Origin of the sequence: Pseudonocardia sp. Ae331_Ps2, from assembly GCF_001932405.1 — a bacterium.
In the GTDB taxonomy this organism is placed as follows: Bacteria; Actinomycetota; Actinomycetes; order Mycobacteriales; family Pseudonocardiaceae; genus Pseudonocardia.
The window spans coordinates 1,367,136-1,390,633 of record NZ_MCIM01000001.1 but is presented as its reverse complement, the minus strand read 5'-3'; the positions used below and the strand labels follow the sequence as shown (position 1 = coordinate 1,390,633).

General features: G+C 74.4%; 29 protein-coding genes and 3 tRNA genes. 21 read left to right on the top strand and 11 right to left on the bottom strand.

Features of this window, described 5'->3' with window-relative positions:
* Window positions 1-46: 46 nt before the first annotated feature.
* Window positions 47-1,303, top strand: coding sequence for a serine hydrolase (locus Ae331Ps2_RS06575; protein ID WP_075310090.1), 1,257 nt, complete (start codon window positions 47-49; stop codon window positions 1,301-1,303).
* Entirely contained in the window at window positions 1,300-1,704 is a 405-nt protein-coding gene (locus tag Ae331Ps2_RS06570) for a phage holin family protein (protein ID WP_075310092.1), read from the top strand. Before Ae331Ps2_RS06575 ends, Ae331Ps2_RS06570 begins: the two co-directional genes overlap by 4 nt.
* Before the next feature lie 5 nt (window positions 1,705-1,709).
* Here Ae331Ps2_RS06570 and tenA read toward each other — a convergent pair whose 3' ends face one another.
* Window positions 1,710-2,378, bottom strand: a complete 669-nt coding sequence (gene tenA / locus Ae331Ps2_RS06565) for a thiaminase II (protein WP_075310094.1) — start codon at window positions 2,376-2,378, stop codon at window positions 1,710-1,712.
* 211 nt (window positions 2,379-2,589) lie between these two features.
* Between tenA and Ae331Ps2_RS06560 the strand changes: the two genes are divergently transcribed.
* Window positions 2,590-2,820, top strand: a complete 231-nt coding sequence (locus Ae331Ps2_RS06560) for a hypothetical protein (RefSeq protein WP_020623463.1) — start codon at window positions 2,590-2,592, stop codon at window positions 2,818-2,820.
* 7 nt (window positions 2,821-2,827) lie between these two features.
* Here Ae331Ps2_RS06560 and Ae331Ps2_RS06555 read toward each other — a convergent pair whose 3' ends face one another.
* The 6 genes from Ae331Ps2_RS06555 to mrf all read right to left on the bottom strand — a co-directional run bounded on the left by Ae331Ps2_RS06555 (window position 2,828) and on the right by mrf (window position 10,475).
* Window positions 2,828-3,454, bottom strand: a complete 627-nt coding sequence (locus Ae331Ps2_RS06555; RefSeq protein ID WP_139318921.1) for a hypothetical protein — start codon at window positions 3,452-3,454, stop codon at window positions 2,828-2,830.
* 210 nt (window positions 3,455-3,664) lie between these two features.
* Window positions 3,665-5,365, bottom strand: coding sequence for a class I adenylate-forming enzyme family protein (locus Ae331Ps2_RS06550; RefSeq protein ID WP_075310098.1), 1,701 nt, complete (start codon window positions 5,363-5,365; stop codon window positions 3,665-3,667).
* A 180-nt stretch (window positions 5,366-5,545) separates the two neighbouring features.
* Window positions 5,546-8,590 carry a LuxR family transcriptional regulator gene (locus Ae331Ps2_RS06545; protein ID WP_075310100.1) on the bottom strand — a complete coding sequence of 1,015 codons (3,045 nt, stop codon included), beginning with the start codon at window positions 8,588-8,590 and terminating at the stop codon, window positions 5,546-5,548.
* Between the two features lie 70 nt (window positions 8,591-8,660).
* Window positions 8,661-8,954, bottom strand: a complete 294-nt coding sequence (locus Ae331Ps2_RS06540; protein ID WP_075310102.1) for a hypothetical protein — start codon at window positions 8,952-8,954, stop codon at window positions 8,661-8,663.
* Window positions 8,955-9,045: 91 nt separating this feature from the next.
* Window positions 9,046-9,225, bottom strand: a complete 180-nt coding sequence (rpmF, locus tag Ae331Ps2_RS06535; protein ID WP_060710513.1) for a 50S ribosomal protein L32 — start codon at window positions 9,223-9,225, stop codon at window positions 9,046-9,048.
* Entirely contained in the window at window positions 9,225-10,475 is a 1,251-nt protein-coding gene (gene mrf, locus Ae331Ps2_RS06530) for a ribosome hibernation factor-recruiting GTPase MRF (protein WP_075310104.1), read from the bottom strand. The genes rpmF and mrf overlap by 1 nt, the downstream gene beginning before the upstream one ends.
* Before the next feature lie 81 nt (window positions 10,476-10,556).
* Here mrf and rpmG (Ae331Ps2_RS06525) point away from each other — a divergent pair, with 81 nt between their 5' ends.
* From rpmG (Ae331Ps2_RS06525) to rplA, 14 genes are all read left to right on the top strand, one after another.
* Window positions 10,557-10,724, top strand: coding sequence for a 50S ribosomal protein L33 (gene rpmG, locus Ae331Ps2_RS06525; protein WP_020623297.1), 168 nt, complete (start codon window positions 10,557-10,559; stop codon window positions 10,722-10,724).
* A complete protein-coding gene (rpsR, locus tag Ae331Ps2_RS06520) occupies window positions 10,724-10,966 on the top strand; it encodes a 30S ribosomal protein S18 (RefSeq protein ID WP_020623296.1) in 243 nt (80 codons plus the stop codon). Before rpmG (Ae331Ps2_RS06525) ends, rpsR begins: the two co-directional genes overlap by 1 nt.
* Window positions 10,967-10,969: 3 nt before the next feature.
* Window positions 10,970-11,206: a 50S ribosomal protein L28 gene (gene rpmB, locus Ae331Ps2_RS06515; RefSeq protein ID WP_020623295.1), complete on the top strand. Its 237-nt coding sequence runs from the start codon at window positions 10,970-10,972 to the stop codon at window positions 11,204-11,206.
* Window positions 11,206-11,511, top strand: coding sequence for a 30S ribosomal protein S14 (gene rpsN, locus Ae331Ps2_RS06510; RefSeq protein WP_020623294.1), 306 nt, complete (start codon window positions 11,206-11,208; stop codon window positions 11,509-11,511). The genes rpmB and rpsN overlap by 1 nt, the downstream gene beginning before the upstream one ends.
* A 127-nt stretch (window positions 11,512-11,638) precedes the next feature.
* Window positions 11,639-11,711 (top strand) — tRNA-Thr (locus Ae331Ps2_RS06505).
* 40 nt (window positions 11,712-11,751) lie between these two features.
* Window positions 11,752-11,827: transfer RNA gene (locus tag Ae331Ps2_RS06500), tRNA-Met, on the top strand.
* A 42-nt stretch (window positions 11,828-11,869) separates the two neighbouring features.
* The gene (rpmG, locus tag Ae331Ps2_RS06495; RefSeq protein WP_020623293.1) at window positions 11,870-12,037 is read left to right on the top strand and encodes a 50S ribosomal protein L33; all 168 of its coding nucleotides are present in this window, start codon (window positions 11,870-11,872) and stop codon (window positions 12,035-12,037) included.
* A 26-nt stretch (window positions 12,038-12,063) separates the two neighbouring features.
* Complete coding sequence (locus Ae331Ps2_RS06490; RefSeq protein WP_075310106.1) at window positions 12,064-12,531, top strand: MaoC family dehydratase N-terminal domain-containing protein; 468 nt, start codon at window positions 12,064-12,066, stop codon at window positions 12,529-12,531.
* The gene (locus Ae331Ps2_RS06485; RefSeq protein ID WP_020623291.1) at window positions 12,528-12,977 is read left to right on the top strand and encodes a MaoC family dehydratase; all 450 of its coding nucleotides are present in this window, start codon (window positions 12,528-12,530) and stop codon (window positions 12,975-12,977) included. The genes Ae331Ps2_RS06490 and Ae331Ps2_RS06485 overlap by 4 nt, the downstream gene beginning before the upstream one ends.
* 109 nt (window positions 12,978-13,086) lie before the next feature.
* Window positions 13,087-13,162, top strand: a tRNA-Trp gene (locus tag Ae331Ps2_RS06480).
* Between the two features lie 129 nt (window positions 13,163-13,291).
* Window positions 13,292-13,639, top strand: coding sequence for a preprotein translocase subunit SecE (gene secE / locus Ae331Ps2_RS06475; RefSeq protein ID WP_075310108.1), 348 nt, complete (start codon window positions 13,292-13,294; stop codon window positions 13,637-13,639).
* A gap of 58 nt (window positions 13,640-13,697) precedes the next feature.
* Window positions 13,698-14,621, top strand: a complete 924-nt coding sequence (gene nusG / locus Ae331Ps2_RS06470) for a transcription termination/antitermination protein NusG (RefSeq protein WP_075310110.1) — start codon at window positions 13,698-13,700, stop codon at window positions 14,619-14,621.
* Window positions 14,622-14,692: 71 nt separating this feature from the next.
* On the top strand, window positions 14,693-15,127 hold the full coding sequence (gene rplK, locus Ae331Ps2_RS06465; protein ID WP_020623288.1) for a 50S ribosomal protein L11: 435 nt from the start codon (window positions 14,693-14,695) through the stop codon (window positions 15,125-15,127).
* An 82-nt stretch (window positions 15,128-15,209) separates the two neighbouring features.
* The gene (gene rplA, locus Ae331Ps2_RS06460; protein ID WP_020623287.1) at window positions 15,210-15,932 is read left to right on the top strand and encodes a 50S ribosomal protein L1; all 723 of its coding nucleotides are present in this window, start codon (window positions 15,210-15,212) and stop codon (window positions 15,930-15,932) included.
* A 72-nt stretch (window positions 15,933-16,004) separates the two neighbouring features.
* On the opposite strand, the gene Ae331Ps2_RS06455 is transcribed toward rplA, so the two are convergent.
* The 4 genes from Ae331Ps2_RS06455 to Ae331Ps2_RS06440 form a co-directional block, all read right to left on the bottom strand.
* Window positions 16,005-17,105, bottom strand: a complete 1,101-nt coding sequence (locus Ae331Ps2_RS06455; RefSeq protein ID WP_020623286.1) for a CaiB/BaiF CoA-transferase family protein — start codon at window positions 17,103-17,105, stop codon at window positions 16,005-16,007.
* Window positions 17,106-17,164: 59 nt separating this feature from the next.
* A complete protein-coding gene (locus Ae331Ps2_RS06450; RefSeq protein WP_020623285.1) occupies window positions 17,165-17,449 on the bottom strand; it encodes a hypothetical protein in 285 nt (94 codons plus the stop codon).
* Window positions 17,450-17,541: 92 nt separating this feature from the next.
* Window positions 17,542-17,952, bottom strand: a complete 411-nt coding sequence (locus Ae331Ps2_RS06445) for a sterol carrier protein (RefSeq protein ID WP_020623284.1) — start codon at window positions 17,950-17,952, stop codon at window positions 17,542-17,544.
* A 130-nt stretch (window positions 17,953-18,082) separates the two neighbouring features.
* Window positions 18,083-18,757 carry a response regulator transcription factor gene (locus Ae331Ps2_RS06440; protein WP_020623283.1) on the bottom strand — a complete coding sequence of 225 codons (675 nt, stop codon included), beginning with the start codon at window positions 18,755-18,757 and terminating at the stop codon, window positions 18,083-18,085.
* Window positions 18,758-18,810: 53 nt separating this feature from the next.
* Between Ae331Ps2_RS06440 and Ae331Ps2_RS06435 the strand changes: the two genes are divergently transcribed.
* The 4 genes from Ae331Ps2_RS06435 to Ae331Ps2_RS06420 all read left to right on the top strand — a co-directional run bounded on the left by Ae331Ps2_RS06435 (window position 18,811) and on the right by Ae331Ps2_RS06420 (window position 23,487).
* Entirely contained in the window at window positions 18,811-20,094 is a 1,284-nt protein-coding gene (locus Ae331Ps2_RS06435; RefSeq protein ID WP_043277602.1) for a sensor histidine kinase KdpD, read from the top strand.
* A gap of 83 nt (window positions 20,095-20,177) precedes the next feature.
* A complete protein-coding gene (locus Ae331Ps2_RS06430; protein WP_043277598.1) occupies window positions 20,178-21,284 on the top strand; it encodes an NDMA-dependent alcohol dehydrogenase in 1,107 nt (368 codons plus the stop codon).
* Between the two features lie 86 nt (window positions 21,285-21,370).
* The gene (locus Ae331Ps2_RS06425; RefSeq protein ID WP_020623280.1) at window positions 21,371-22,063 is read left to right on the top strand and encodes a GntR family transcriptional regulator; all 693 of its coding nucleotides are present in this window, start codon (window positions 21,371-21,373) and stop codon (window positions 22,061-22,063) included.
* Window positions 22,064-22,128: 65 nt separating this feature from the next.
* On the top strand, window positions 22,129-23,487 hold the full coding sequence (locus Ae331Ps2_RS06420; protein WP_075310112.1) for an allophanate hydrolase: 1,359 nt from the start codon (window positions 22,129-22,131) through the stop codon (window positions 23,485-23,487).
* Window positions 23,488-23,498: the final 11 nt, after the last annotated feature.

The following is a 23,498-nucleotide window of genomic DNA, read 5'->3' as shown; positions in this document are numbered from 1 at the left end:
GGCAGCAGGATCGTCAGAACCGTGGACGCGGCTCGCGGGTAGGGTCGTGACCGTGACCTCCCCGACCTTCGGCACGCTCGAGGCCGACCCGGCGGAGGTCGGCCTCGACCCCGCCCGGCTGGCCCGGATCGACGGCCACTTCCGCCGCTACATCGACGACGGCCGCCTCGCCGGCGCGACGATTGCCGTCGCCCGCCACGACCGGCTCGCACACCTGACCCACCTCGGCGTCCGCGACCTCGACTCCGCGGCCCCGGTGACCGACGACACGCTGTGGCGCATCTACTCGATGACCAAGCCGATCACCTCGGTCGCCACGCTGATGCTGGCCGAGCGTGGCGCGCTGGAGCTCACCGACCCGGTGTCGCGCTACATCCCGGCGTTCGCCGAGCAGCGCGTCTACAGCGGCGGCTCCGCGCAGAACCCGGGCACCGTGGCCGCGCTCGGACCGGTGCGGGTGCACCACCTGCTGACCCACACCGCGGGCCTGACCTACGGCTTCCACCACGCCCACCCCGTCGACGAGATGTACCGGGCCAAGGGCTTCGAGTTCGGCGCACCGTCCGGGATGGACCTCGCGACCGCGAGCGAGCAGTTCGCGTCGTTCCCGCTGCTGTTCCAGCCGGGCACCGAATGGAACTACTCGGTGGCCACCGACGTGCTCGGCCGGGTCGTCGAGGTCGCCTCCGGGCGCCGTCTCGACGAGTTCCTCCGCGAGGAGATCACCGAGCCGCTCGGCATGACCGACACCGCGTTCTGGGTGCCGGAGGACTCCCCGCAGGCCGGCAGGCTCGCCACGCTCTACAACGCCCGGCCCGGCGGCGGCCTGGTCGAGAACAAGGTGCTCGCCCGGGCCGCGACCCGCGAGCCCACCTTCCTCTCCGGCGGCGGCGGACTGCTGTCCACCACCGGCGACTACCTGCGGTTCGCCCGGATGCTCGCCCGCGGCGGTGAGCTCGACGGCGCCCGGATCCTCGGCCCGCGCACGCTGGCCAGGGCCACCCGCAACCACCTGCCCGGCGGCGGGGACCTCGACACCGTCGGGCGCCCCATCTTCTCCGAGTCCGCGTTCTCCGGTGTCGGCTTCGGCCTCGGCTTCTCCACCGTGATCGACGGCCCGGCGACGAAGGGCTTCGCCAACGAGGGCACCTTCGCCTGGGGCGGGCTTGCCTCCACCGCGTTCTGGGTGGACCCGGTCGACGACATCGCGGTCGTCTTCATGACCCAGCTCGTCCCCTCCAGCACCTACCCGATCCGATCCCAGCTCCAGACGCTGGTCCAGCAGGCGGTGACCGACCGATGACCCCACCGAGCCCCGTTCTCACCTTCACCATCCGCACGCTCGTCGTCGCCGCCTCGCTGTGGGTGGCGACGGTGCTGGTCGGCGGCATCCGGCTGGAGAGTGCGGGCACCACCACCTCGATCCTCACGCTGATCGGCGTCGCCCTGGTGTTCGGCCTGGTCAACGCCGTGGTGAAGCCGATCGTGGCGACGTTAGGCTGCCCGCTCTACCTCCTCACGCTGGGACTGTTCGCGCTCGTGGTGAACGCGCTCATGTTCCTGCTGACGGGATGGCTGTCGTCCGTGCTGAACCTGCCGTTCGCCGTCGACGGCTTCTGGGCGGCGTTCTGGGGCGCGATCGTCGTCGGGATCGTGTCGTTCTTCCTGCACCTGGTGATCCCGGACCGGTTCGACGACCGCTGAGGCGGTCAGACCGGCCAGGTCTCGCGGCGGTACGCGCCGTCCCAGAACATCCACTCGTAGCGCGAGGTCGTCGTGAAGTGCTCACGCATGCGACCGAGCTCGGTCGGCGACGCGGCGGCGCCGACCCGGTCGGTCGCGTCCAGCACGGCCTCGACGACTGCGTGGTACTCCTCGCCCGCGTACATGTCGATCCAGCGCTGGTAGACCGGGTCCGGGGAGCCGGCGCCGACCAGGTGCTCGCCGACCCGGCCGTAGATCCAGTAGCAGGGCAGCACCGCGGCGACGCCCTCGGCGTAGGACCCGCCGTACGCGGTCGCGAGCAGGTAGCTGACGTAGGCGCGGGTGGCCGGGGCGACCGGGATCTCGCGGGCCTGCTCCGCGGTGAGTCCGAGCGCGCCGAGCAGGTCGGCGTGCAGCTCGCGCTCGGCGGCGATGGCGCCGGCGGCGTGCTCGGCGAACATCAGGGTGTCGTCGTCGCTCGGGGCCTTCGCCGCGCACACGGTGAGCGCCGTGGCGTAGCCGCGCAGGTAGTGCGCGTCCTGGACGATGTAGTGCCGGAACGTCTCGTGCGGCAGCGAGCCGTCGGTCAGCCCGGTGACGAACGGGTGGGCGAGGATCGCCTGGTACAGGGTGTCGACGTCGGACCAGAGCAGGTCCCGGGTGCGGTCGGCCATGCGGTCACGGTAGCCACCGGGGCCCGGCCGGTCGGGTGATCGCCCGTGCAACGTCGGCGTGACCGGGGAGGAACACCGCGGTGACGCGGGGCCTGAGATCCTGCGCACGTCGTCTGCTGCTCGGGCGTGGGGGTGTCACCATGGAGGGCAGGCGAGCCACTCAGTGTGGAGGACGCGCCACGTCCAGTCCCCCTGACGTGGAGGTGAGGGTATGACCGACCCGCAGCCCATGGATCACCACGAGAAGATGCGGATCCGCGCGGCCGCGTTCCGTGCGACCCGGATCTACCCCGGACCGGTCGGCGAGCTGATCTCGCGCGAGCTGCTCGGCTGGGAGGACTTCGGATACCGTCTCGGCGGCAACCGGATGGTCCTGAACCTGGTGGACCATGTCATGAAGGCGGTACCGCCGGAGCGGGCGACGCGCTCCGACGCGGCCTGACCCCTGCTCAGCGCAGGGTCGTCACGGCGACCTCGGCTGCGGCTCCGGTCGGCGGGGTGTCGTCGGCGAGCCCGGCCAGCGCGGCGGACAGGACCAGCATGGCCGCGATCGTGGTGATGCTGCCGACCCGGCCCAGGACGTCCAGGGTGCGGGCGACGGGTGACGGCCCGTCGGCGCGTCCGTCCCCGGCGGCGGCCTGAGCCGCGACGACGCCGTGCGGCCGGTCGGGAGTGCCGGTACGGGGTGCCGGGACGGGACTGCCCGTGGGCAGCGTGGGCGTGCCGGCCGGACGCGGGGCCGGAGCCGGGGCCGGACGCTGAGCCGGAGCCGAAGTGGTGCGGTACTGCTGCGTGGCGCGCTGCTGCTGCGTGGTTCGGTGCTGCTGCGCCGCACCCGCACGCCCCGCCGACGCCGGCCGCGGTGCGGGGACGCCCGGTGCCTGCGGGGAGGTCGACCGCGGACGCTCCCGGCGGGGCGCGGGCAGGTCGACGTGGTCCTCGCGACGACGGTGCCGCCCCTCGACCCGGTCCGTCGGCACGGCCCCACCGACCCGCGGTGCGGGGACCGACGGGGTGGCGGGGACAGCGCCCAGGGGGCGGCGCGGGCTGGGGATGCGGACGGCTGGCGCGGACATGACGATCACCACGATCTCGGGGGAGTCGATACGGGGTTCTTCGGGACCCGGTGCGCGCCGCCGGCTCCTGCTTCCACCCGTCTGTCGTGTCGTACGACCACCCTGTTATCCGGTCACCCCCTGCGCCAACCGTCGGAGTGACTACTCCACTCGTTGGGGGTACACGCCCACCCGTGTAGCGGTCTTTCACTCACGTAGCGTGGCTGTGCATCACTCCTTTGCTGCGCGCGGGGGCGGCGTCGGCAGCTGCTCGCGGAGGTCCCGCTTGAGCACCTTGCCCGCCGCCGAGACCGGGATCGCCCCGACCAGGTGCACCTCCCGCAGACGTTGGTAGGGCAGCAGACGCTCGTTCAGCCCGTCGACGCCGGCGCGGACCGTGTCCTCGTCGACATCGGGCGCGGTGGTCAGGAACGCGACCGGGTGCTCGCCGTCGACCCCGACCGGGCGCCCGACGACGGCCGCACCGGTCACGCCGGGCAGCGCCAGCAGCCGCTCCTCCAGGTCGCGCGGGTACACGTTGTAGCCCTTGTGGAGCAGCATGTCCTTGAGCCGGTCCACGATGCGCAGGTAGCCGTCCTCGTCGAGGACGCCGACGTCGCCGGTGTGCAGCCACCCGTCGCCGTCGAAGGCGGCCGCGGTCTCGGCCGGGCGCCGGTGGTAGCCGCCGGTGACCTGCGGCCCGCGGATCCACACCTCGCCCTCGGCCCCGGCGTCGAGCTCCTCACCGTCCGGTCCGGAGATGCGGATCTCGGTGCCCGCGACCGGCAGCCCGACGGTGCCCGGTCGCCGGTCCGCCGAACGGGCGGCGGGGCCGAGGGTGGCGGCCATCGTCACCTCGGTCAGGCCGTAGCCCTCGGAGATGACGAGGTCCTCGCCGAGCCAGTCGCGCAGCGCCCGGATGATCTCGGCCGGCAACGGCGCCGCGCCCGAGGTCAGCGACCGCACCGACGACAGGTCCCCGGCCGTCTCGCGGTGGGCGAGGAGCGCGGCGTACACCGGTGGCGCCCCGGACAGCGTGGTGACGGCGAACCGGGTGGCGTCGGCCAGGTAGGCGCGCGGGTCGAAGCGGGCGTGCACGATGGTCGTCGTCCCGGTGAGCAGCGGGACGTTGAGCCCGCCGATCGTCCCCATCGCGTGGAACCAGGGGGCGATGCCGATCGCCCGTCCGGTGCCGATCGGGGTCGGGAACTCCGAGACGGGGCCGGGGTGGGCCAGGACGACGCCGGGCCCGTACCCGGTGGCGGTCACGTCCGGCCGGGCGCCGGTGCCCCAGCAGGCGGCCTGCAGGGCGTTGGTGAGCACGTGCCGGTGGGTGACCCGCACGCCCTTGGACCGGCCGGTGGTGCCACCGGTGTAGGCCAGGTGGGCGAGGTCGCGGTCCGGGTCCACCTCCAGGTCGGTGCCCGGCGGTGTCGACGGCCTGCCGTCGAGGTACGCACCGAGCCCGGTCACCTCCGGCCCCGGCTGCTCCGGGTCCCCGTGGGCGCCGGTGACGAGCACGCGCTTCAGCGAGGTCGCCGGCCGTGCGGCGAGCGCCGCGGGCAGCGCCGCCTCCCAGCTGAGGACGACGACGGCTCCCGCGTCGGCGAGCTGTGCCCCCAGGTCGTCCGGGGCGAGCAGCGGGTTCGCCGGGGTCACGGTGGCCCCGGCCAGCAGCGTCCCCCAGTAGGCGATCGCGTACTGCGGGCAGTTCGGCAGGTGCAGCGCGACGACGTCGCCGCGGCCGACCCCGTCGGCGTGCAGCGCGTGCGCGAACGCCGAGGCACGCTCCAGCAGCCCGCGGAACGAGAGCTCGTGCCCGGCCTGGTGCAGCACCGTGGTGTCGCCGAACCGCTCGGCGGCGCCGCGGATCGTCGCCGAGGCCGGCAGCGCGGGCACGTCCAGGTCCGGGGCGGGCGAGCGGGCGATCATGCGGTCACCCCCGCTCCGTTGCCGGTCCGGGACGGCGGGACGACCCCGTGGGCGACCATGCGACCTCCATCGGTCTGCCGGTGACGTGCGGTGCGACCGACCCTAGGTACGACCGGTGGCGCACGTCACGGCCCGCACGGGCCCGGTCCGGTCCGGAGGGGACAGCCGGTGGGCACGGGTTCACTCCCGTGGGGAGAGCAGACCCCGGGAGTGTGCGAGCGCGACCGCCTCGGCGCGGCCGGAGGCGCCGAGCTTCGCCATCGCCCGGGACAGGTGCACGCTCACGGTCTTCTCGGAGATGAACAGCCGCTCGCCGACGGCCCGGTTGGTCAGCCCGTGCGCGACCAGCTCCAGCACCGCGTGCTCGCGCGGGGTGAGCGGGGAACCACCGGCGCCGGCCGCCGGACCGGGCCGGGGACCACCGTCGCCGGCCCGCACCCGCAGCGCGGCGACGGCCTCGGCGAGCGGGCGGGCGCCGAGCCGGTCGGCCTCGGACGCGGCGACCGCCAGGTCCTCGGCGGCGGCGCGGCGGTCGGCCTCGCCGTCGGTGCCGGGGCCACCGCGGTGCGCCCGTCCGAGCAGGGCCTCGGCCCGCCGCCACCGGGCCTCCGCGGCGCGGTAGAGGTCGCCGTACCCGGCGAAGGTCTCCACGACGGGGTCCCAGACCTGCGGCGCCGTGTCGCCGCGGGCCCGGGCGGCCTCGGCGCTGGCCCGGGCCAGCCACGCCCGGCCCTCCGGCCCGACCGAGGTGCCGCGGGGCAGGCCGCGTTCGGCGGTGCGTGCCGCCTCGTCGACGAGCCCGGTCGCCGCCCCGGCGTGCGCGTCGGCCCCCGCCGGGTCGCCCGCTGTACGGGCCGCCTCCGCGAGGTCGGCCCGGGCCGCCGCGCCCAGCGCACACAGCGCCAGCTCGCCGAGGTGGTGCGGGTACTCCGCCCGCAGCACCCCGAGCGCGCCGGCGACCCGGTCCACGGCCAGGGCGGGATCCCCGCGCCAGCGCGCCGACTCGGCCCCGACGACGCCCTGCAACAACGCGGCCTGGTCGTGCGCCGGCGGCTCGGCGGCCAGCGCGGCGAGCAGCTCTTCGGCGTCGTCGAGGTCTCCGCGGGCCACACCGACCACCGCGCCCGCCACCGCCAGCATCCCGGTGACGCGCAGCGGCAGCGTGGGGTCGACGTCCGCCGCGGTGCGGACGGCGGCGTCCCACTCCCCGCGCTGCACGTCGACGCGGACCTGCGCGATCCGGAACTCCAGGCCGTACCCGCCCCAGAGCAGCCCGTACGCGGCCGCCCGGCGGGCCCCCTCGGCGAACTCCTCGGCGGCGGCGTCGAGCAGGCCGTCCTCGACGAACGACACCCCGCGGTTCCACACGGTCCGCAGCTCGACGACCTGGTTCCCGGAGGCGGCGGCCAGCGAGGCAGCCCCGGCGAGCCGGTCCCGGGCGGCCTGCGGGTCCCCCTCCAGCCGGGCGCAGAAGGCCAGGGTGATCAGTGCGTCCGCGCAGACCGCGCTGAGGTCGCGGTACCCGGCCGACCCGTCCGCGGGGGGCGCGGTGTCGTGCACCGCCCGGGCCACCGCCAGCGACGCGCGGGCGTGCGACCAGGCGGGCTCGGCGTGGTCGGCGTTCAGGTGCGCCCGCGCGAGCACGGCGTGCGACCAGGCCAGCTCCGTGTCGGGCGGGCCCCCGGAGTGCAGCTCGACGGCCTCCGTGGCCGCGGCCACCGCCGCGTCCACCCGGGACCCGCTGTCGAGCAGCCGCATCGCGTAGTGCCGGCGCGCCTCGGCCCTGACCCGCGGATCCCCGCCGAGGTCGGCGACCCGGACCGCCCGGGCCCCGAGGGTGGTGCCCCGTTCCGGGTCGCCCGAGGCGCTCGCCGCCCAGGCCGCCTCCCGGGTCAGCGCGCTCTCGGTGACCCCGGTGAGCCGCTCGGGGTCCTCGACGGCGGACCACAGCTCCAGTGCCCGCTCGGCGTGGGCCAGCATCTCGGCCGGGCCGTGCCGCCGGCGGGCCTCCTCGGCGGCTCGTACCGACGCCGCGAGCGCCCGCGGCAGGTCGTGGGCGGCCAGCGAATGCCGGGCGAGCGCGGCGGCCACCCCGGGGGCGTCGTCCCGGCGGGCGAGCAGCGCGGCGAGCCGGGAGTGCAGCCGTACCCGTTCGCCCGGGAGCAGGTCGTCGTGCACGGCCTCGCGGAGCAGTGCGTGCCGGAAGGCGTAGGACTCCGCGCCGGGCGCCGGATCCGCGACGAGCAGGTGGTGCGACACCGCCTCCCGCAGGCCCGCATCCAGATCGGCCGCGGAGAGCCCGGACGCGTCGCGCAGCAGGTCGTGGGAGATGCTCCGCTCGGCCAGCGAGGCCACCCGCAGCACCTCCCGCGCCGGTGGGCCGAGCCGGTCCAGCCGGGTCAGCAGCACGTCGGCCAGTCCGCCCGGCAGCCCGTCGGACCCCGCCGCGACGAGCTCCTCGGCGTAGAAGGCGTTGCCCTCGCTGCGGGCGGCGATCCGGCGCAGGGTGGCCTCGTCGACGCCCCCGGTGGCCGCCCGGGCCCGGACCAGCGCCAGCACGGCGTCGGGCGCGAGCGGCCCGAGCTCGACCCGACGGACGGCGGGCAGTCGGACGAGCTCCGCCAGCGACGCGCGCAGCGGATGCCTGCGGTGCAGGTCGTCGGAGCGGTAGGTGCCCAGCACCAGCAGCCGCTGCGAGCCCAGCCGGGCGAGCAGGAAGGCGAGCAGCTCCCGGGTGGAGCGGTCCGCCCAGTGCAGGTCCTCCAGTACGACGAGCAGCGGGGCCGCCGCGGCCGCGTCGCGCACGGCACCGGCCACCGCGTCGAACACCTGCAGGCGCCCTGAGTCCCCGTCGCCCGCGGCGGGGCGGGGTGCCTCCGCCGCACCGGGCAGCAACCCGTGCAGCACCGGCCGCAGCGCGGTGCCCGCCCGGTCCAGCGCGCCGAGTACCTCGGAGAAGGGCAGGTAGGGGAGTGCGGCGCCGCCCTCGTCCAGGCACCGCCCGACGACGACCTGCACGCCCGCCTCCGCGGCGGCCCGGCCGAGCGCGGCGGCGAGCCGGGACTTTCCGATCCCCGCCTCCCCGGCGAGCAGCACGGCGCGGGCCCGCCCGGCCCGGGCCGCGTCGAGGTCGCGGAGCAGTCCGGAGAGCTCCTCCGCACGGCCGACCAGCTCGTCCGTGTCCGGGCCGGTGGGGCCGCCCCCGTGGGTCGCTGCCGCCGTCATGGAGCGCATCGTGGCACGGGACACCGACACTCCCGGGCCCACGACGGCGGGCCCGGCCCGGACGCGCGGCTCAGCCACGCGACCCGGCCCGCACCGGGTGCGGCGCACGGCCCGGTTCCGGTGCGGCCGCGGTGGCTCCGGGCGGGAGCGTCGCTGGCCCGGCCGGCCCGGGGGCCCGTCCCGGCCGCCGGGCGGCGGTGAGTCGAGCACGTAGCCGCAGCCACAGCCGTCCCACCGCCGACGGGCCGGTCGCGCCGCGCAGCAGCCGCGCCGCGCGGTACCGGTCCGCCTCCTCCCGCAGCCGGGCCTGCCGCTGTTCGGCGAGGGCGACGAGGGAGTCCATCGGGATGTGTGTCATCAGCATGGTGACGACACTGCGGCTGAGGGGACCGCCCGGGCATCGGGCGATCACGCCGTCCCGCGGGCCGCGCGGGGCCCGCGGGTAAGGGGTCTCCTCAGTCCCGCCCGGTGGGCGGCGGCAGCAGACCCCGTCGGTAGGCCGGGACGAGCGCGCGCGGCACCAGGTGTCGGCGTCCCTCCAGGGTGACCGGCACGAGGTCGGGCGTGGTCGCCTTCCACTGCGACCGGCGGTGCCGGGTGTTCGATCGCGACGTCCGTCGCTTGGGAACGGCCATCAGAGGTCTCCTTCTCGGTCGGAACGGACGGTGGGGTCGTCCAGGGCGGCGGGCCCCACGGGCTCGGACTCGGCGCAGGGCTCGTCGTGGGCCCAGCCGAACGGGTCGGGCAGCGCGGACCAGGCGTCCTCGCCGGCCGCGATCTCGGCGTCGGTGAGCAGCGCGGCGCGCAGGGCCGCGTCGATCTCGTCGGGGTCGGCGTCGTGGCAGATCGCGACGACGTCCTGGGCACGGTCACCCCAGCGCGGGTGCCAGGCCAGCGCGGCCATCGCCCGGCGCTGGTCGCCCGCCTCGGTCCAGGCCTGCTCGTCGGCACCGGCGAGCCAGTCGCCGGCGTGCCCGATCCGCATGCCGCCGCCCGCGCTCTCCAGCCACAGCACGGCGTCCGGCCGGGTGGCCAGCCAGATCCGGCCGCGGGCCCGGACGACGCCGTCGAGCAGGCTGTCGATGGCCTCGTGCAGCCGGTCCGGGTGGAACGGGCGACGGGCGGAGAACAGCAGGGTGCGGACGCCACTGGCGGCGTCCAGCGGGGGTGCGCCGCGCAGCAGCGGGTCGTGCACCCCGCCGGGGACGCCGCGGCGGGACTCGGGGCCGAGCCCGTCGCAGAAGACCCGGTGGTCGGCACGTCCGGCGAGCAGCCGGGGTGCGGTCGGGCACAGCCGGTCCAGGACGGCGGCGGTCCGGTCCGCACCCCCGGGCCCGACCGCGCGGGTCAGCACCAGGACGTCGGCGAACTCGGCCTGGCCGACGGCGAGCTGGGCGACGGTCCGCTCGTCGTCGGGCAGCGTGGACAGCCCGCGCTCGGGCAGCGTCGCGTCCCCGGTGGCGTCGTCCAGCCAGCTGTCCGGGTCGAGCACGGCCACCACGCCGCGCAGGTCGACGAGGTCGGTCGCGGTACAGGCCTCGCGCCCCGGCGGCTCGAACACCACCGCCCCCAGGGCCCAGCACACCGGCTCGGGCTCCAGACGCGGGTCCAGGTGCAGCACCACCCGGTCCACCGTCCCGGACAGCGCGGCCAGGGTCGGCAGCACGTCCTCGCGGATGGTGCAGCTGACACAGCCGTGGGCGAGCTCCAGGACGGTGCGCTCGTCGCGGTCCGCGTCGCGCAGCCGCCGGTGCACCACACCGCGGCCCAGGTCGCGCAGGTCGTGGTGGAGCACGACGACACCCGGGTCCAGCTCGCGCATCCGCGTGATCGTCCGCTCCACCCCGTCGGCCTCGGTCCCGCACAGGACCACCAGCTCGGTCATGTCTTCCTCCCGGAGTCGGACGTGGTCGCGGTCCGGTGTATCGTAAACGAAAACGATTCCCATGTTGAGAGGAGGGGCGCGATGGCGAAGTCGACCGACGTCCGGCCGATCGTGAAGCTGCGCTCGACGGCGGGGACGGGCACGACGTACGTGACCCGCAAGAACCGCCGCAACGACCCCGACCGCCTGGTCCTGCGCAAGTACGACCCGAAGGTGCGCAGGCACGTCGAGTTCAAGGAGGAGCGCTGATGCCCGCACGCGCCAAGCCGGTGCGCGCGCCGCGCCGCAAGGCCAACCCGTTGAAGCAGCGGGGGATCGAGCACGTGGACTGGAAGGACGCCGCGCTGCTGCGCACGTTCATCTCCGACCGCGGCAAGATCCGCGCCCGCCGGGTGACCGGACTCACCGGCCAGCAGCAGCGGCAGGTGGCCACCGCGATCCGCAACGCGCGGGAGATGGCCCTGCTGCCCTACCCGCACGCGGGACGGTGAGCGATGGCCAAGCGCTGTGACCTGACCGGCCGTGAGCCGGGCTTCGGCAAGTCGGTCTCGCACTCCCACCGGCGGACCAGCCGGCGCTGGGACCCCAACGTGCAGACCCGCCGCTACTGGCTGGCCGAGGAGAACCGCTGGGTGAAGCTCACGCTCTCGGTCAAGGGGATCAGGACGGTGGACCGGATCGGCGTCTCCGCCGCGGTGGCGAAGGTCCGGGCGAACGGGGTGAAGGTCTGATGGCCACGACCGGACAGATCGCGAAGAACGAGCGGCGGAAGGCGATCGTCGCCCGCTACGCCGAGCGCCGCGCCGAGCTGAAGGCGATCATCGCCCGCCCGACGACGCCGGAGTCCGAGCGGGCCGCCGCGGTCGCCGAGCTGCGCCGCCAGCCGCGCGACGCCAGCGCGACCCGGGTCCGCAACCGCGACTCGGTCGACGGCCGTCCGCGCGGACACCTCCGCAAGTTCGGGGTGTCCCGGGTCCGCCTGCGCGAGCTCGCGCACGACGGCGCACTGCCGGGTGTCCGCAAGTCGAGCTGGTGACGAACCGTGGTTGACGTGCGGTGACCGGGTTCCGGGGCCCCCCGTTCGGGGCCCTGGAACCTCGGTGTAAAGTTCTTCCCGTCGGTGAGAGCGAGCCCCTCGGGGCCCGCGGGACACCGGTGCTGCCGCCCCCTTAGCTCAGTCGGCAGAGCGTCTCCATGGTAAGGAGAAGGTCTACGGTTCGATTCCGTAAGGGGGCTCGACAAGGGGCCTCGCCGCATGCGGCGAGGCTTCTTGCATGACGGTGTAGCTCAGTTGGTAGAGCAAGCGGCTCATAATCGCTGTGTCGCCGGTTCAAGTCCGGCCATCGTCACCACGTTGGCGCATCATTCACGAGACATGCTGGGAGGCACCCGCGATGGCCAAGGCCACGGACGTGCGGCCGAAGATCACTCTGGCCTGCGAGGAGTGCAAGCACCGCAACTACATCACCAAGAAGAACCGGCGGAACGACCCCGACCGGCTCGAGATCAAGAAGTTCTGCCCGAACTGCGGCACCCACCGGGCGCACCGCGAGACCCGCTGAGTGCGTAGCGACTCCCGGAGCTGACGGTGGTCGACCAGTCCTGGGTCGGGCACAGCTCGGACCCGGTCGGGCCGTACCAGGTCGGTCGCGAGAAGATCCGCGAGTTCGCCGTCGCCATCGGTGACGACGACCCGCTCTTCCGTGAGGTGGACGCGGCGCGTGCCGCGGGCCATGCCGACCTGGTGGCCCCGCCGACGTTCTCGACCTGCTTCACGATGCCGGTCATCGAGGACTTCCTCCGGGACCCCGCCTTCGGGTGGGACTGCACCCGCATGGTCCACGGCGACCAGCGGGTCACGTTCCGCAGGCCGCTCGTCGCCGGCGACGAGCTCACCACGGTGCTGCACGTCGACGAGCTGCGCACCCGGGCCGGCAACCACATGCTGACGCTGCGGTGCGAGATCACCGACGCGGCGGGCGAGCCGGTCGCGACCACGCACTCGATGCTGGTCAGCCCCGCCGGCGAGGACACGGGCACCGAGGGGGACGCGTGAGTGCACCGCTGACCTCGCGGACCGCCGCGGACTGCGCCAAGGGCGACGCACTGCCGTCGCTGACCGTCCAGGTCACCCGCGCCGACCTGGTGCGCTACGCCGGTGCCTCCGGCGACCTGAACCCGATCCACTGGAGCGACCGCGTCGCCGCGGTCGCCGGGCTGCCGGGTGTGATCGCGCACGGGATGCTCTCGATGGCGCTCGCCGGGCGCGTGCTGACCGCGTGGACCGGGGACCCGGCCGCGATCCGCAGCTACGGCACCCGCTTCACCCGGCCCGTCGTCGTCCCGGACGACGACACCGGTGCGACCGTCGAGCTCTCCGGCACCGTCGCCGAGGTGCGCGAACAGGACGGCGAGCGGATCGCCGTCGTCGATCTCAAGGCGACCTTCGAGGGGAAGACGGTGCTCGGCCGCGCCCGCGCCGAGGTCGTCCTCCCCGGGTGAGACGACCCGGCGTACGGGCCCGCGGGAGCGGGTGCGTACACTCGTTCCAGCCGGGCGCACCGGATGATCCGTTGCGTCCGCCCCGCGGCCACCTGGTGGACCGGGGCAAAGGGGTGTAGCTCAATTGGCAGAGCAGCGGTCTCCAAAACCGCAGGTTGCAGGTTCAAGTCCTGTCACCCCTGCCACGACGCCGCAGGCCACCGGAGATCACGGCGGCGCGGCAGACGGCACGGACGAAGCGACGAGGGTTCTCCCGAAGCGGAGGACGTGACCGAGGGCGGGCGGACGCCCGCCACCTGCGGAGGGCGACACGCGTGAGCGACGAGCACGAGTCGGAGCGGCCCGGGCGGGAGCGCCCGAGCAACGCCGCCGACCGTCGTGGACGGCGGGCCTCCGGGCCCGCGAGCACCCCCGGCAAGGGTCGCGCCACCCCAGGTCGCGCCGCCGCGGCGACGAAGGAGAAGAAGCCGTCGCTCTTCGCCCGGCTCGCCCGGTTCCTGCGCGAGGTCGTCGCGGAGCTCCGCAAGGTCATCTGGCCCGACCGCAGCCAGATGGTGAAGTACAGCATCGCGGTCCTGATCTTCGTGTCGATCATGGTGGCGCTGGTGTTCGTGCTGGACTCGGCGTTCGCCGAGGGCGTCGCCCTGCTGTTCGGCAACTGACGCGAGTACGAACGCCGACCGGCTCCGACCGACACCGAACAATGGAAGCGAGTAGGACGTGACCTCCGACAGCAAGGCGTACGACGAGGCGGCCGACGAGGCCGCGATCGACGCCGTCGCCGAGAACGCGGCCGACGAGACGCTGCCCGAGCAGTCCGTCCAGGACGCCGACGTCGAGGCGGCGCACGGTGAGGACGCCGTCTCCGGCGACTACACCGAGGCCGAGGACGACAGCACCCCCGGCGCCGAGGCGGAGACGCTGGACGGCGAGGGCGAGACGGTCCCGACCGCCGACGGCACCGACGAGGCCGGTGAGGCCGACGAGGCCGAGGCCGTCGCGGAGGAGCCGGACGAGGACGTGGATCCGGAGGAGGAGCTGCGCGCCGCACTGCGTCGCGCGCCCGGCGACTGGTATGTCGTCCACTCCTACGCGGGCTACGAGAACAAGGTGAAGTCGAACCTCGAGACCCGGGCGCAGACCCTGGACGTCGAGGACTACATCTTCCAGGTCGAGGTGCCCACCGAAGAGGTCACCGAGATCAAGAACGGGCAGCGCAAGAAGGTCCAGCGCAAGGTGCTGCCCGGCTACATCCTGGTGCGGATGGAGCTCAACGACCAGTCCTGGGGCGCGGTGCGGAACACGCCGGGCGTCACCGGGTTCGTCGGCGCGACGTCCAAGCCGTCGCCGCTGACGATCAACGAGGTCGTGAAGTTCCTGCTGCCCAAGGTCGAGGCCCCCAAGAAGGACGCCGAGGCCGGCAGGTCCGCGTCCGGCGGTTCCGCCTCCTCCGGCGGCGCCCCCACCGTCGAGGTCGACTTCGAGGTCGGCGAGTCGGTCACCGTCATGGACGGCCCGTTCGCCACGCTCCCCGCGAGCATCTCCGAGGTCAACGTCGACGCCCAGAAGCTCAAGGTGCTGGTCTCGATCTTCGGCCGGGAGACCCCGGTCGAGCTCGGGTTCAACCAGGTCTCCAAGATCTGATCGCACCCGTGAGGAACGTCCGCGGCATGGCAGGGCCGCGTGGCGTGCACATCGATCACTGAGGAACGGACATGCCCCCCAAGAAGCGGAAGCTCTCCGCGATCATCAAGCTCCAGATCCAGGCAGGCGCAGCGACGCCGGCCCCGCCGGTCGGCCCCGCACTGGGCCAGCACGGCGTCAACATCATGGAGTTCTGCAAGGCCTACAACGCGGCGACCGAGGCCCAGCGCGGCAACATCGTGCCGGTCGAGATCTCGGTCTTCGAGGACCGGTCGTTCACCTTCGAGCTGAAGACCCCGCCCGCGGCGCGGCTCCTGCTCAAGGCGGCCGGTGTCGAGAAGGGCTCCGGCGAGCCGCACAAGACCAAGGTCGCCAGCGTGACCATGGCCCAGGTCCGGGAGATCGCCCAGGTCAAGATGAACGACCTGAACGCGAACGACCTCGACCAGGCCGCCAAGATCATCGCCGGCACCGCCCGGTCGATGGGCATCACGGTCGACGGCTGAGCGAGCCCCCACACCACCCGTACGCGTGGGAGAGCCGGGCGCGGCTCCTACCACGACCTGACCTCAGAGGAGACGAGGACAGATGGCACAGCGCAGCAAGGCCTATCGTGAGGCCGCCGCGAAGATCGACGCGGACCGCCTCTACTCGCCGCTCGCCGCGGCGAAGCTGGCCCAGGACACGTCCAGCAAGAACACCGACGCGACCGTCGAGGTCGCGATGCGGCTGGGCGTCGACCCCCGTAAGGCGGACCAGATGGTCCGCGGCACCGTGAACCTGCCGCACGGTACCGGCAAGACCGCCCGGGTCATCGTGTTCGCCACCGGCGACAAGGCCGCCGAGGCCGAGGCCGCCGGCGCCGACGCCGTGGGCGCCGAGGACCTCATCGAGCGGATCCAGGGCGGGTGGCTCGACTTCGACGCCGCCATCGCGACCCCGGACCAGATGGCCAAGGTCGGCCGCATCGCCCGCATCCTCGGCCCGCGTGGCCTGATGCCGAACCCGAAGACGGGCACCGTGACGCCGGACGTCACGAAGGCCATCAACGAGATCAAGGGCGGCAAGGTCAACTTCCGGGTCGACAAGCAGGCCAACCTGCACCTCGTCATCGGCAAGGCCTCGTTCGACACCGAGAAGCTGGTGGAGAACTACGGCGCCGCCTACGACGAGATCCTGCGGCTCAAGCCGTCGGCCGCCAAGGGCCGCTACGTCAAGAAGATCACCGTCTCCACCACCACCGGGCCGGGCATCCCGGTGGACCCGAACCGCACCCGCAACCTGCTGGTCGCGGACGAGGAGACCGACTGATCGCCTGATCAGCGCCTGACACGACGACGCCCCCGGTTCCCTGCGGAACCGGGGGCGTCGTCGTCTGCGGGGTCAGGCCCAGTCGCGCAGGACGTCCTCGACGTCCTCCGGGCCGGTACCGCGACCGGCGGTCTCGGTGACCGTGCGGGAGAACCGCGGCGCCGGTGCGGCCTGGGGCACGCCGTCGGAGGTGACGATGGTTCCGCGCGCGGCCAGGTGCGCGTTCTCGCGGGCCTCGGCGAACGACAGCACCGGGGTGGTGCACGCGTCGGTGCCCTCGAAGACCGCGGCCCACTCGTCGCGGGGCTTGGAGGCGAACACCTCGGTGAACCGGGCCCGCATGGCGGGCCAGCCGGCGCGGTCGTACTGCGGGCCCAGCTCGTCCTCGGTGAGCCCGAGCCCGGCGATGAGCTGGGCGTAGAACTGCGGCTCCAGGGCCCCGACGGCCATGTGGCCGCCGTCGGCGCAGGTGTAGGTGTCGTAGAACGGGGCGTGCCCGTCGAGCAGGTTCGAGCCGCGCTCGTCGACCCAGGCGTCCTGGGCCAGGAAGCCCCAGAACATCTGGTTGAGGACGCTGACGCCGTCGACCATGGCGGCGTCGACGACCTGCCCCTGCCCGGAGGCCTTCGCCTCCCAGAGCGCGGCCAGCACGCCGACGACGAGCAGCATGGAGCCGCCGCCGAAGTCACCGACCAGGTTCAGCGGTGGGACAGGGCGTTCCCCGGCGCGGCCGATGGCGTGCAGCGCACCGGTCAGCGAGATGTAGTTCAGGTCGTGCCCGGCGCGCGGCGCCATCGGGCCGTCCTGGCCCCAGCCGGTCATCCGGCCGTAGACCAGGCGCGGGTTGCGGGCGTGGCAGTCCTCCGGGCCGACGCCGAGGCGCTCGGTGACGCCCGGCCGGTAGCCCTCCAGCAGGACGTCGGCGGACTCGACCAGCCGGAGCACGGTCTCCCTGCCCGCCGGGTCCTTCAGGTCCGCGGTGACCGAACGGCGGCCGCGTGCCGTCGGGTCGGGTACCGAGTCGGACCCGAGCTTCAGCCCGCCCGACGGCCGGTCGATGCGGACGACGTCCGCCCCGAGGTCGCCCAGGATCATCGCCGCGTGCGGCCCCGGCCCGATCCCGGCCAGCTCGATCACCTTCAGTCCGGCCAGCGGACCCCTGCCCCGTGTCACCGTGGACCTCCTCGTCACGCGAATGGTTCCCGGCGACGGTAGCGGCCCGGCGCCGGTGGTCAGCCGGTCGGCTCGCGAGCCGGCTCCTCGTAGTCCCAGATGTCCTTGCCGATCTCACGGACGGGATGGCCGGTCGTGTCCCGCTCCTGGATCGTGTACGCGTAGCGCCCGTGCTGCCAGCCGTCGCGCAGCGCGACCTCCAGCAGGCAGGCCTCGGCCCAGTCGTGCCACTCGTCGAAGCCGTCGGGCAGCGGGTCGGGTGCGTCGCACTGGATCTCGGTCATCCGGTGCAGCACACCCCGCAGCGGCTGCCAGGCCTGCACGTCCAGCCAGATGTCGTCCATCGCCGGCGCCTCCGTCGGGTGGGTCGGCCCCCAGTCTCGCCGGGCGCCGTCGCGGCGGGCCGGACGGCCGGGGGGTCTTCACCCGATCGTGGTCAGGCCTTGAGCAGGTCCTCCCGGCCCTCGGCCTGGAGCTTGGCCTTGTACGGGCCGAAGAGCTGCTTGGCGATCGGCAGCAGCTTGAGGACCTTCGAGACCGGGCCCTTGGCGCGGACGTCGCCCTTGGCCAACGCGACCGGGAGGATGACCTTGCCCAGCCAGAACCGGTTGCCGGTGTCGGCGGACATGAACAGCTCGATGTTCGGGTCGGGGCCCTGCCCGGCGCCGGTGTGGATCTCGGAGTTCGGCATGTCCACGGTGAGCACCGCGTCCGGGTTCGTGTAGGTGATCCGCAGGACGACGCCCGACGGCTTCAGCTTCGCGACTAGGTCCGGGTCGGCCATGCCGATCCGGAACACCCCGCCCAGGTACTCGTAGACCTCGGCCTCGTCGGCGAACACGGCCATCAGCGCCTCCTCGCGGGATGGGGGCCGGACGTGGGGTCGCCCGGTGCGTCGCGGCGAGTGTGTCCGGTGTGGTCCGGGGCGCGCAGCCGATCACCGGGCCAGGGTTGGCCCGCCCGGGCCGTGCCGCCCCTCAGCGCCCGGCCGGGTGCTCGTCGAGCAGCCCGCAGCGCCCGGCGAGCGCGGCCGCCTCGATCCGGTTGGCCGCGCCCAGCTTGTGCAGCAGCGAGGCGATCATGCGCTTGGCGGTGCGCTCGCTGACCAGCATCGGGCGCGCGATGTCGGCGGTCTCCAGGCCCCGGGCCAGCAGCGTCCACAGCTCGATGTCGCGCTCACCGAGCCGGTCGAGCAGGCCGTCGGCGGTGCGGTCGGCCGCGACGAGCAGCGCGTCGAGCAGCTCCGCGCGCAGCACCCGCACCCCGGCAGCGATCGACAGCAGCGGGGCGACCAGCACCTCCGGGTCGGCGGACTTGCCCAGGTAGCCGTCGGCGCCCGCGCGCATCGCGGCCGCGGCCAGGTCCAGGTCCTCGGTGCCCGACAGCGCCAGCACCCGGGTGGCGGGGTAGGCGGCCTTGATCCGGCGGATCGTCTCCACCCCGCCCAGCGGCGGCAGCGCGAGGTCGACGATCGCGATCCCGGCCCGGTGCCGCCCGACCAGCGCGACAGCCTCCTCCCCGGCCGTGGTGGAGCCCGCGACCCGGAAGGTGTCCCCGGCGCGGGACTCCAGCAGCAGGGCGAGCCCCTGCGCGAACAGGGCGTGGTCGTCGACGATGACGACGACGTGCGGCGCTGTCGGCGCGGGCGGCATGCCCCGAGCCTAATGTGGCCCCGACCCGCGTCCCCGTCCGAGAGGCCCCGACCGTGACCGCGCACCCCGGTGAGCTCCCCGAACGCACCCGGGAGGAACGCCAGGCCGTCGTGCTGCGGCTCTGCGTGGTGCTCGCCGCCGTGGGCCTGGTCGTGAGCCGCCCGGACCTGACCGGCGAGCGGCCGGTCGTCGCCGCGGTGCTGGTCGGGCTGAGCACGGTGTACGCGGCGGTGCTCGGCGTCGTCTCGCTGGTGCGGGGGCGGCTGCCGGTGCCCCCGGCCGTGTTGACCGGGCTCGACGGCGTGCTCAGCGTGCTCGCCTGCGGCTTCACCGGCGGCGTCGCGAGTCCGATGGTGGGGGCACTGCCGCTGGTCGTCATCGCGATCGCGTTGCGCGGGGGGCCGCGCGTCGCGCGGTTCGCCGCGCTCGGGCTCGGTGCCGGCTACACCGTCGCGGTACTGCTCGGGTCCGGGCCGCGCGTCGCCCTCGCCGACGCGCTCCTGGCCGGGCTGTGGTGGACCGGCTTCCTGTTCGCGACCGCCGTGCTCACCGGGGTGCAGGTGCGGCTGCTGGAACACCAGCTGGCCGACATCGCGACCACCCGGGCCCGCGCGGAGAACGAACACGAGCGCTACCTGTCCGAGCGTGCGCTGCGGGACCGGATCGTGTCCCAGAGCCGGGCCCGGCTCGACGGTGCCCGTGTCGTGCTGCACGAGTTCCGGACCCCGGTCGCCTCGCTGACCGCGCTGTCGTCGGACCTCGCGGCGGGCAGGCTCGACGGTGACGCGGCCCGGCGTGCGTCGCGGCTGCTCGCCGACCACGCCGCCCACCTCCAGGACATGCTCGACGGGCTGGCCGACCTGGCCGTCGCCGACGGCAGCCCGCTCGGGCGCGACCGGCCCCGGCGCGTCGCGCTCGCCGAGCTCGCCGACGCCGTGCTCGACGCCGCCGGGATCGCCGCCCACCGGCGACACCCGGTCGTCGAGCCGGCCGGGGCCGCGGTCCACTGCGACCCGCAGCGGCTGCGCCGGATGCTCACCAACCTGGCCGAGAACGCCGCCCGGCACTCCGGCGACGAGGTCGTGGAGCTGCACCTGTCGCACGACGGCGCCGTGCTCACCGCCGAGGTCCGGGACCGCGGTCCCGGCCTGCCCGCGGGCCAGGAGGGCGTCGTGACGGCCAAGGGCGTCGCGCTGGGGGAGCGCCGCGGCACGGCCGGGCTGGGCCTGTGGATCGCCGAGGCGCTCGCGTCCGCGATGGACGGTGAGCTGAGCCTGCTCCCGCGCGAGGGCGGCGGCCTCGTCGCCCGGCTCACCCTCCCGCTCGCCGGCGCCTGAGGACCTCCCCTGGCACCCGGGGGCCAGCGCTGGCGCGGACGACGGGTGTGCCGGAGGTCTCGGCGCGACCAGGATCCACCACCATGCGTACGACGGCAGCGGTGCTGTGGGAACCCGGTGGCAAGTGGGAGATCGAGGAGGTCGAGCTCGACTCCCCGAACGCCGGCGAGGTGATGGTCGAGCTGACCGCGTCGGGGCTGTGCCACTCCGACGAACACCTCGTGACCGGTGACCTGCCCGCGGTCCTGCCGATGGTCGGCGGCCACGAGGGCGCCGGCCGGGTCATCGAGGTCGGCCCGGGTGTCACCGAGCTCGAGGTCGGAGACCCGGTCGTGATGACCTTCCTGCCCTCCTGCGGGCGCTGCCCGTACTGCTCCAAGGGCCAGCCGAACCTCTGCAACGACGGCGCCGGAGCCACCCTCGGGCCGCAGCTCGACGGCACCTACCGGTTCCACGCCCGCGGCGAGGACCTGGGCCAGATGTGTCTGCTCGGCACGTTCGCCCGGCACACCGTCGTCCCGGTGAAGTCCGCCGTGAAGATCGACGAGGGCTTCCCGCTCGACCTGGCGGCGCTGGTCGGCTGCGGCGTCACCACCGGCTTCGGCTCCTCGGTCCGCACCGCGGACCTGCGGGCCGGGGACACCGCCGTCGTCGTCGGCATCGGCGGCATCGGCGCGAACGCGGTGCAGGGCGCCCGCGCGGCCGGGTGCCGGTACGTCGTGGCCGTCGACCCGGTCGAGCACAAGCGGGAACGGTCCCGCGAGCTGGGCGCCACGCACGTCGCCGCGAGCATCGACGAGGCCTGGGAGATCGTCAGCGAGGTGACCCGCGGGCAGATGGCCGAGGCGGCGATCCTGTGCACCGGCGTCGCGATGGGTGAGGACCTGCAGCCCGCGCTGCAGCTGGTCGGCAAGCGCGGCCGGGTCGTCGTCACCGCGCTGGCCCGGGCCGAGGAGGAGACGGCGTCGCTGTCGCTGCTCGACCTCACGCTCTACGAGAAGCAGATCCGCGGCGCGCTGTTCGGCAGCTCCGCGGCGCAGTTCGACATCCCGCGGCTGCTGGAGATGCACAACCTGGGACAGCTCAAGCTGCGTGAGCTGATCACCAAGGAGTACACCCTCGACCAGGTCAACGAGGGCTACGAGGACATGCGTTCCGGGCGCAACATCCGCGGGCTCATCCGGTACTGAGCACGACCGGGGCGACTCGCACCGACCCGGATCTGACAGGCTGGTGGGGTCACCCTCCCGTCCCGTCGTCCCCAGGAGTCGCCCCGGTGAGCTCGGAGGCCCCGCTCGAGGAGCTCGGTTCCCCGAGCCTGGTGGAGCTGGCGCTCGACCGGATCCGCCGGGACATCCTGCGGGGTGTGTTCGCGCCGGGGGAGCGCCTGGTCGAGGAGCAGCTGACCCGCCGGTTCGGCATCAGCCGGGCGCCGGTGCGCGAGGCGCTGCGTCAGCTCGGTGAGCAGGGCCTCGTCGAGCACCTCCCGCGGCGCGGGGTCCGGGTCTGCGAACTCTCGGCCCGGGACATGACCGAGCTGTTCGGGCTGCGCGACGCGCTGGAGCGGTTCGCCGTGGACGAGATGTTCGCCGGGAGCGGGCGCCGGGACCCGGCCCGGCTCGCCCGTCTCCAGCGGGCCACCGAACGGATCGAACGCGCCGCGGCCGACGACGGCGAGGGCGCCGCGGTCGACCGTGCCGAGGCACACCGCGAGTTCCACCTGGCCCTGGTCGGGCTGGCCGGGCACCGGCACCTCGTCCGGGTCTTCGAGCCGGTCATCCTGCAGCTCCAGCTGTACATGGCGACCAACATGCGTCGCGAGGCCGAGCAGCGCTCCCCGGCCGAGGGGGCGCGACGGCACCGCCGGCTGTACGAGGCGGTCGTGGCCGGGGACCGGGCGGCTGTGCTCGACGCGCTGGCCCACCACGGGGGCCGCGCCTACCTCGGCCCCGAGCTGCACGAGCAGTAGCAGACGTCACGCAGCTGTTACCTCGGACACCTTGAGGTGACACCAAACTGTCGACAATCGACGGAATGCAGCTGCTGTCCAGCCCCTCGGCGACGGTGTCCGGCCTCCGTGCCGGCTACGCCTCCGGCGCCCTCCGACCCGCGGACGTCGTCGCGGAGCTGACCGCCAGGATCGACGCCCGCGGCGACGACCACGTCTGGATCTCCCGCACCCCGGTCGACGAGCTGCACCGGCGGGCCCGTGAGCTGGAGGGACTCGACCCGGCCGGCCACCCGCTGTGGGGCGTGCCGGTGGCGGTGAAGGACAACATCGACGCCGTCGGGCTCCCCACCACCGCCGCCTGCCCGGCGTTCACCCGCACCCCCGACGCCGACGCCACCGCGGTCCGGCGGCTGCGCGCGGCGGGCGCGATCGTCGTCGGGAAGACCAACCTGGACCAGTTCGCCACCGGTCTGAACGGGGGCCGCTCGCCCTACGGGGCGCCGGAGAGCGTCTTCGGCGGCGACCTGATCTCCGGCGGGTCCAGCTCGGGGAGCGCCGTCGCCGTCGCGGCCGGGCTGGTGCCGGTCGCGCTGGGCACCGACACCGCCGGGTCCGGGCGGGTGCCCGCCGCGCTGAACGGCGTCGTCGGGCTCAAGCCCACCCGCGGCCTGATCGGCACGGCCGGGATGCTGCCCGCCTGCCGGTCGCTGGACTGCGTCAGCGTGTTCACCCGCGACCTCGCCGGGGCCGCCGAGGTGCTCGCGGTGCTGGCCGGGCCGGACCCGGACGACCCGTGGTCCCGGGCCGCCCCGCCAGAGGCCCCCGGCGCCGGCCCGGTCGTCGTCGCGCTGCCGGAGGACCTGGATCTCGACCGCGGTGACGGGACGGTCGACACCGGGTTCGCCGACGCCTTCGCCCGGGTCGCGGCGACCGTCGCCGCCCGGGCCGCGAGCACCGTCGGCACACCCACCGCGGCCCTGCGCGAGGCCGGGGACCTGCTCTACGGCGGGCCGTGGGTGGCCGAACGGCTCGCCGTCCTCGCCGACGTCCTCGACACCCACCGCGACGCCGTGCTGCCGGTGACCCGCGCGGTGATCGAGGCGGGTGCCCGGTTCTCCGCCGTCGAGGCGTTCCGCGCCCGGTACCGGCTGCAGGAGCTGCGCGCCGAGGTCGCCCGGCTGTTCGCGACCGCGGACGTCCTGCTGCTCCCGACCGTGCCGACGACGTTCACCCGGGCGGAGCTGGCGGCCGAGCCGGTCGTGCGCAACCTCGTCCTGGGCCGCTACACCCAGGCCACCAACCTGCTGGACCTCGCCGCCGTCGCGGTGCCCGCCGGGACCACCGACGACGGGCGGCCGTTCGGGGTCACCCTGCTCGGCCCCGCCTTCTCCGAGGCCCGGCTGCTGCACGCCGCGGCCGCGCTGCTCGGGCCGCCGCGATGAGACCGCCCGCA

Coding starts and splice junctions, on each gene's coding strand:
- Ae331Ps2_RS06570 (WP_075310092.1), top strand. CDS start 1,300: ATGACCCCACCGAGCCCCGTTCTCACCTTCACCATCCGCACGCTCGTC.
- tenA (WP_075310094.1), bottom strand. CDS start 2,378: ATGGCCGACCGCACCCGGGACCTGCTCTGGTCCGACGTCGACACCCTG.
- Ae331Ps2_RS06560 (WP_020623463.1), top strand. CDS start 2,590: ATGACCGACCCGCAGCCCATGGATCACCACGAGAAGATGCGGATCCGC.
- Ae331Ps2_RS06555 (WP_139318921.1), bottom strand. CDS start 3,454: ATGTCCGCGCCAGCCGTCCGCATCCCCAGCCCGCGCCGCCCCCTGGGC.
- Ae331Ps2_RS06550 (WP_075310098.1), bottom strand. CDS start 5,365: ATGATCGCCCGCTCGCCCGCCCCGGACCTGGACGTGCCCGCGCTGCCG.
- Ae331Ps2_RS06545 (WP_075310100.1), bottom strand. CDS start 8,590: ATGACGGCGGCAGCGACCCACGGGGGCGGCCCCACCGGCCCGGACACG.
- Ae331Ps2_RS06540 (WP_075310102.1), bottom strand. CDS start 8,954: ATGCTGATGACACACATCCCGATGGACTCCCTCGTCGCCCTCGCCGAA.
- rpmF (WP_060710513.1), bottom strand. CDS start 9,225: ATGGCCGTTCCCAAGCGACGGACGTCGCGATCGAACACCCGGCACCGC.
- mrf (WP_075310104.1), bottom strand. CDS start 10,475: ATGACCGAGCTGGTGGTCCTGTGCGGGACCGAGGCCGACGGGGTGGAG.
- rpmG (WP_020623297.1), top strand. CDS start 10,557: ATGGCGAAGTCGACCGACGTCCGGCCGATCGTGAAGCTGCGCTCGACG.
- rpsR (WP_020623296.1), top strand. CDS start 10,724: ATGCCCGCACGCGCCAAGCCGGTGCGCGCGCCGCGCCGCAAGGCCAAC.
- rpmB (WP_020623295.1), top strand. CDS start 10,970: ATGGCCAAGCGCTGTGACCTGACCGGCCGTGAGCCGGGCTTCGGCAAG.
- rpsN (WP_020623294.1), top strand. CDS start 11,206: ATGGCCACGACCGGACAGATCGCGAAGAACGAGCGGCGGAAGGCGATC.
- rpmG (WP_020623293.1), top strand. CDS start 11,870: ATGGCCAAGGCCACGGACGTGCGGCCGAAGATCACTCTGGCCTGCGAG.
- rplK (WP_020623288.1), top strand. CDS start 14,693: ATGCCCCCCAAGAAGCGGAAGCTCTCCGCGATCATCAAGCTCCAGATC.
- rplA (WP_020623287.1), top strand. CDS start 15,210: ATGGCACAGCGCAGCAAGGCCTATCGTGAGGCCGCCGCGAAGATCGAC.
- Ae331Ps2_RS06450 (WP_020623285.1), bottom strand. CDS start 17,449: ATGGACGACATCTGGCTGGACGTGCAGGCCTGGCAGCCGCTGCGGGGT.
- Ae331Ps2_RS06445 (WP_020623284.1), bottom strand. CDS start 17,952: ATGGCCGTGTTCGCCGACGAGGCCGAGGTCTACGAGTACCTGGGCGGG.
- Ae331Ps2_RS06440 (WP_020623283.1), bottom strand. CDS start 18,757: ATGCCGCCCGCGCCGACAGCGCCGCACGTCGTCGTCATCGTCGACGAC.
- Ae331Ps2_RS06430 (WP_043277598.1), top strand. CDS start 20,178: ATGCGTACGACGGCAGCGGTGCTGTGGGAACCCGGTGGCAAGTGGGAG.
- Ae331Ps2_RS06420 (WP_075310112.1), top strand. CDS start 22,129: ATGCAGCTGCTGTCCAGCCCCTCGGCGACGGTGTCCGGCCTCCGTGCC.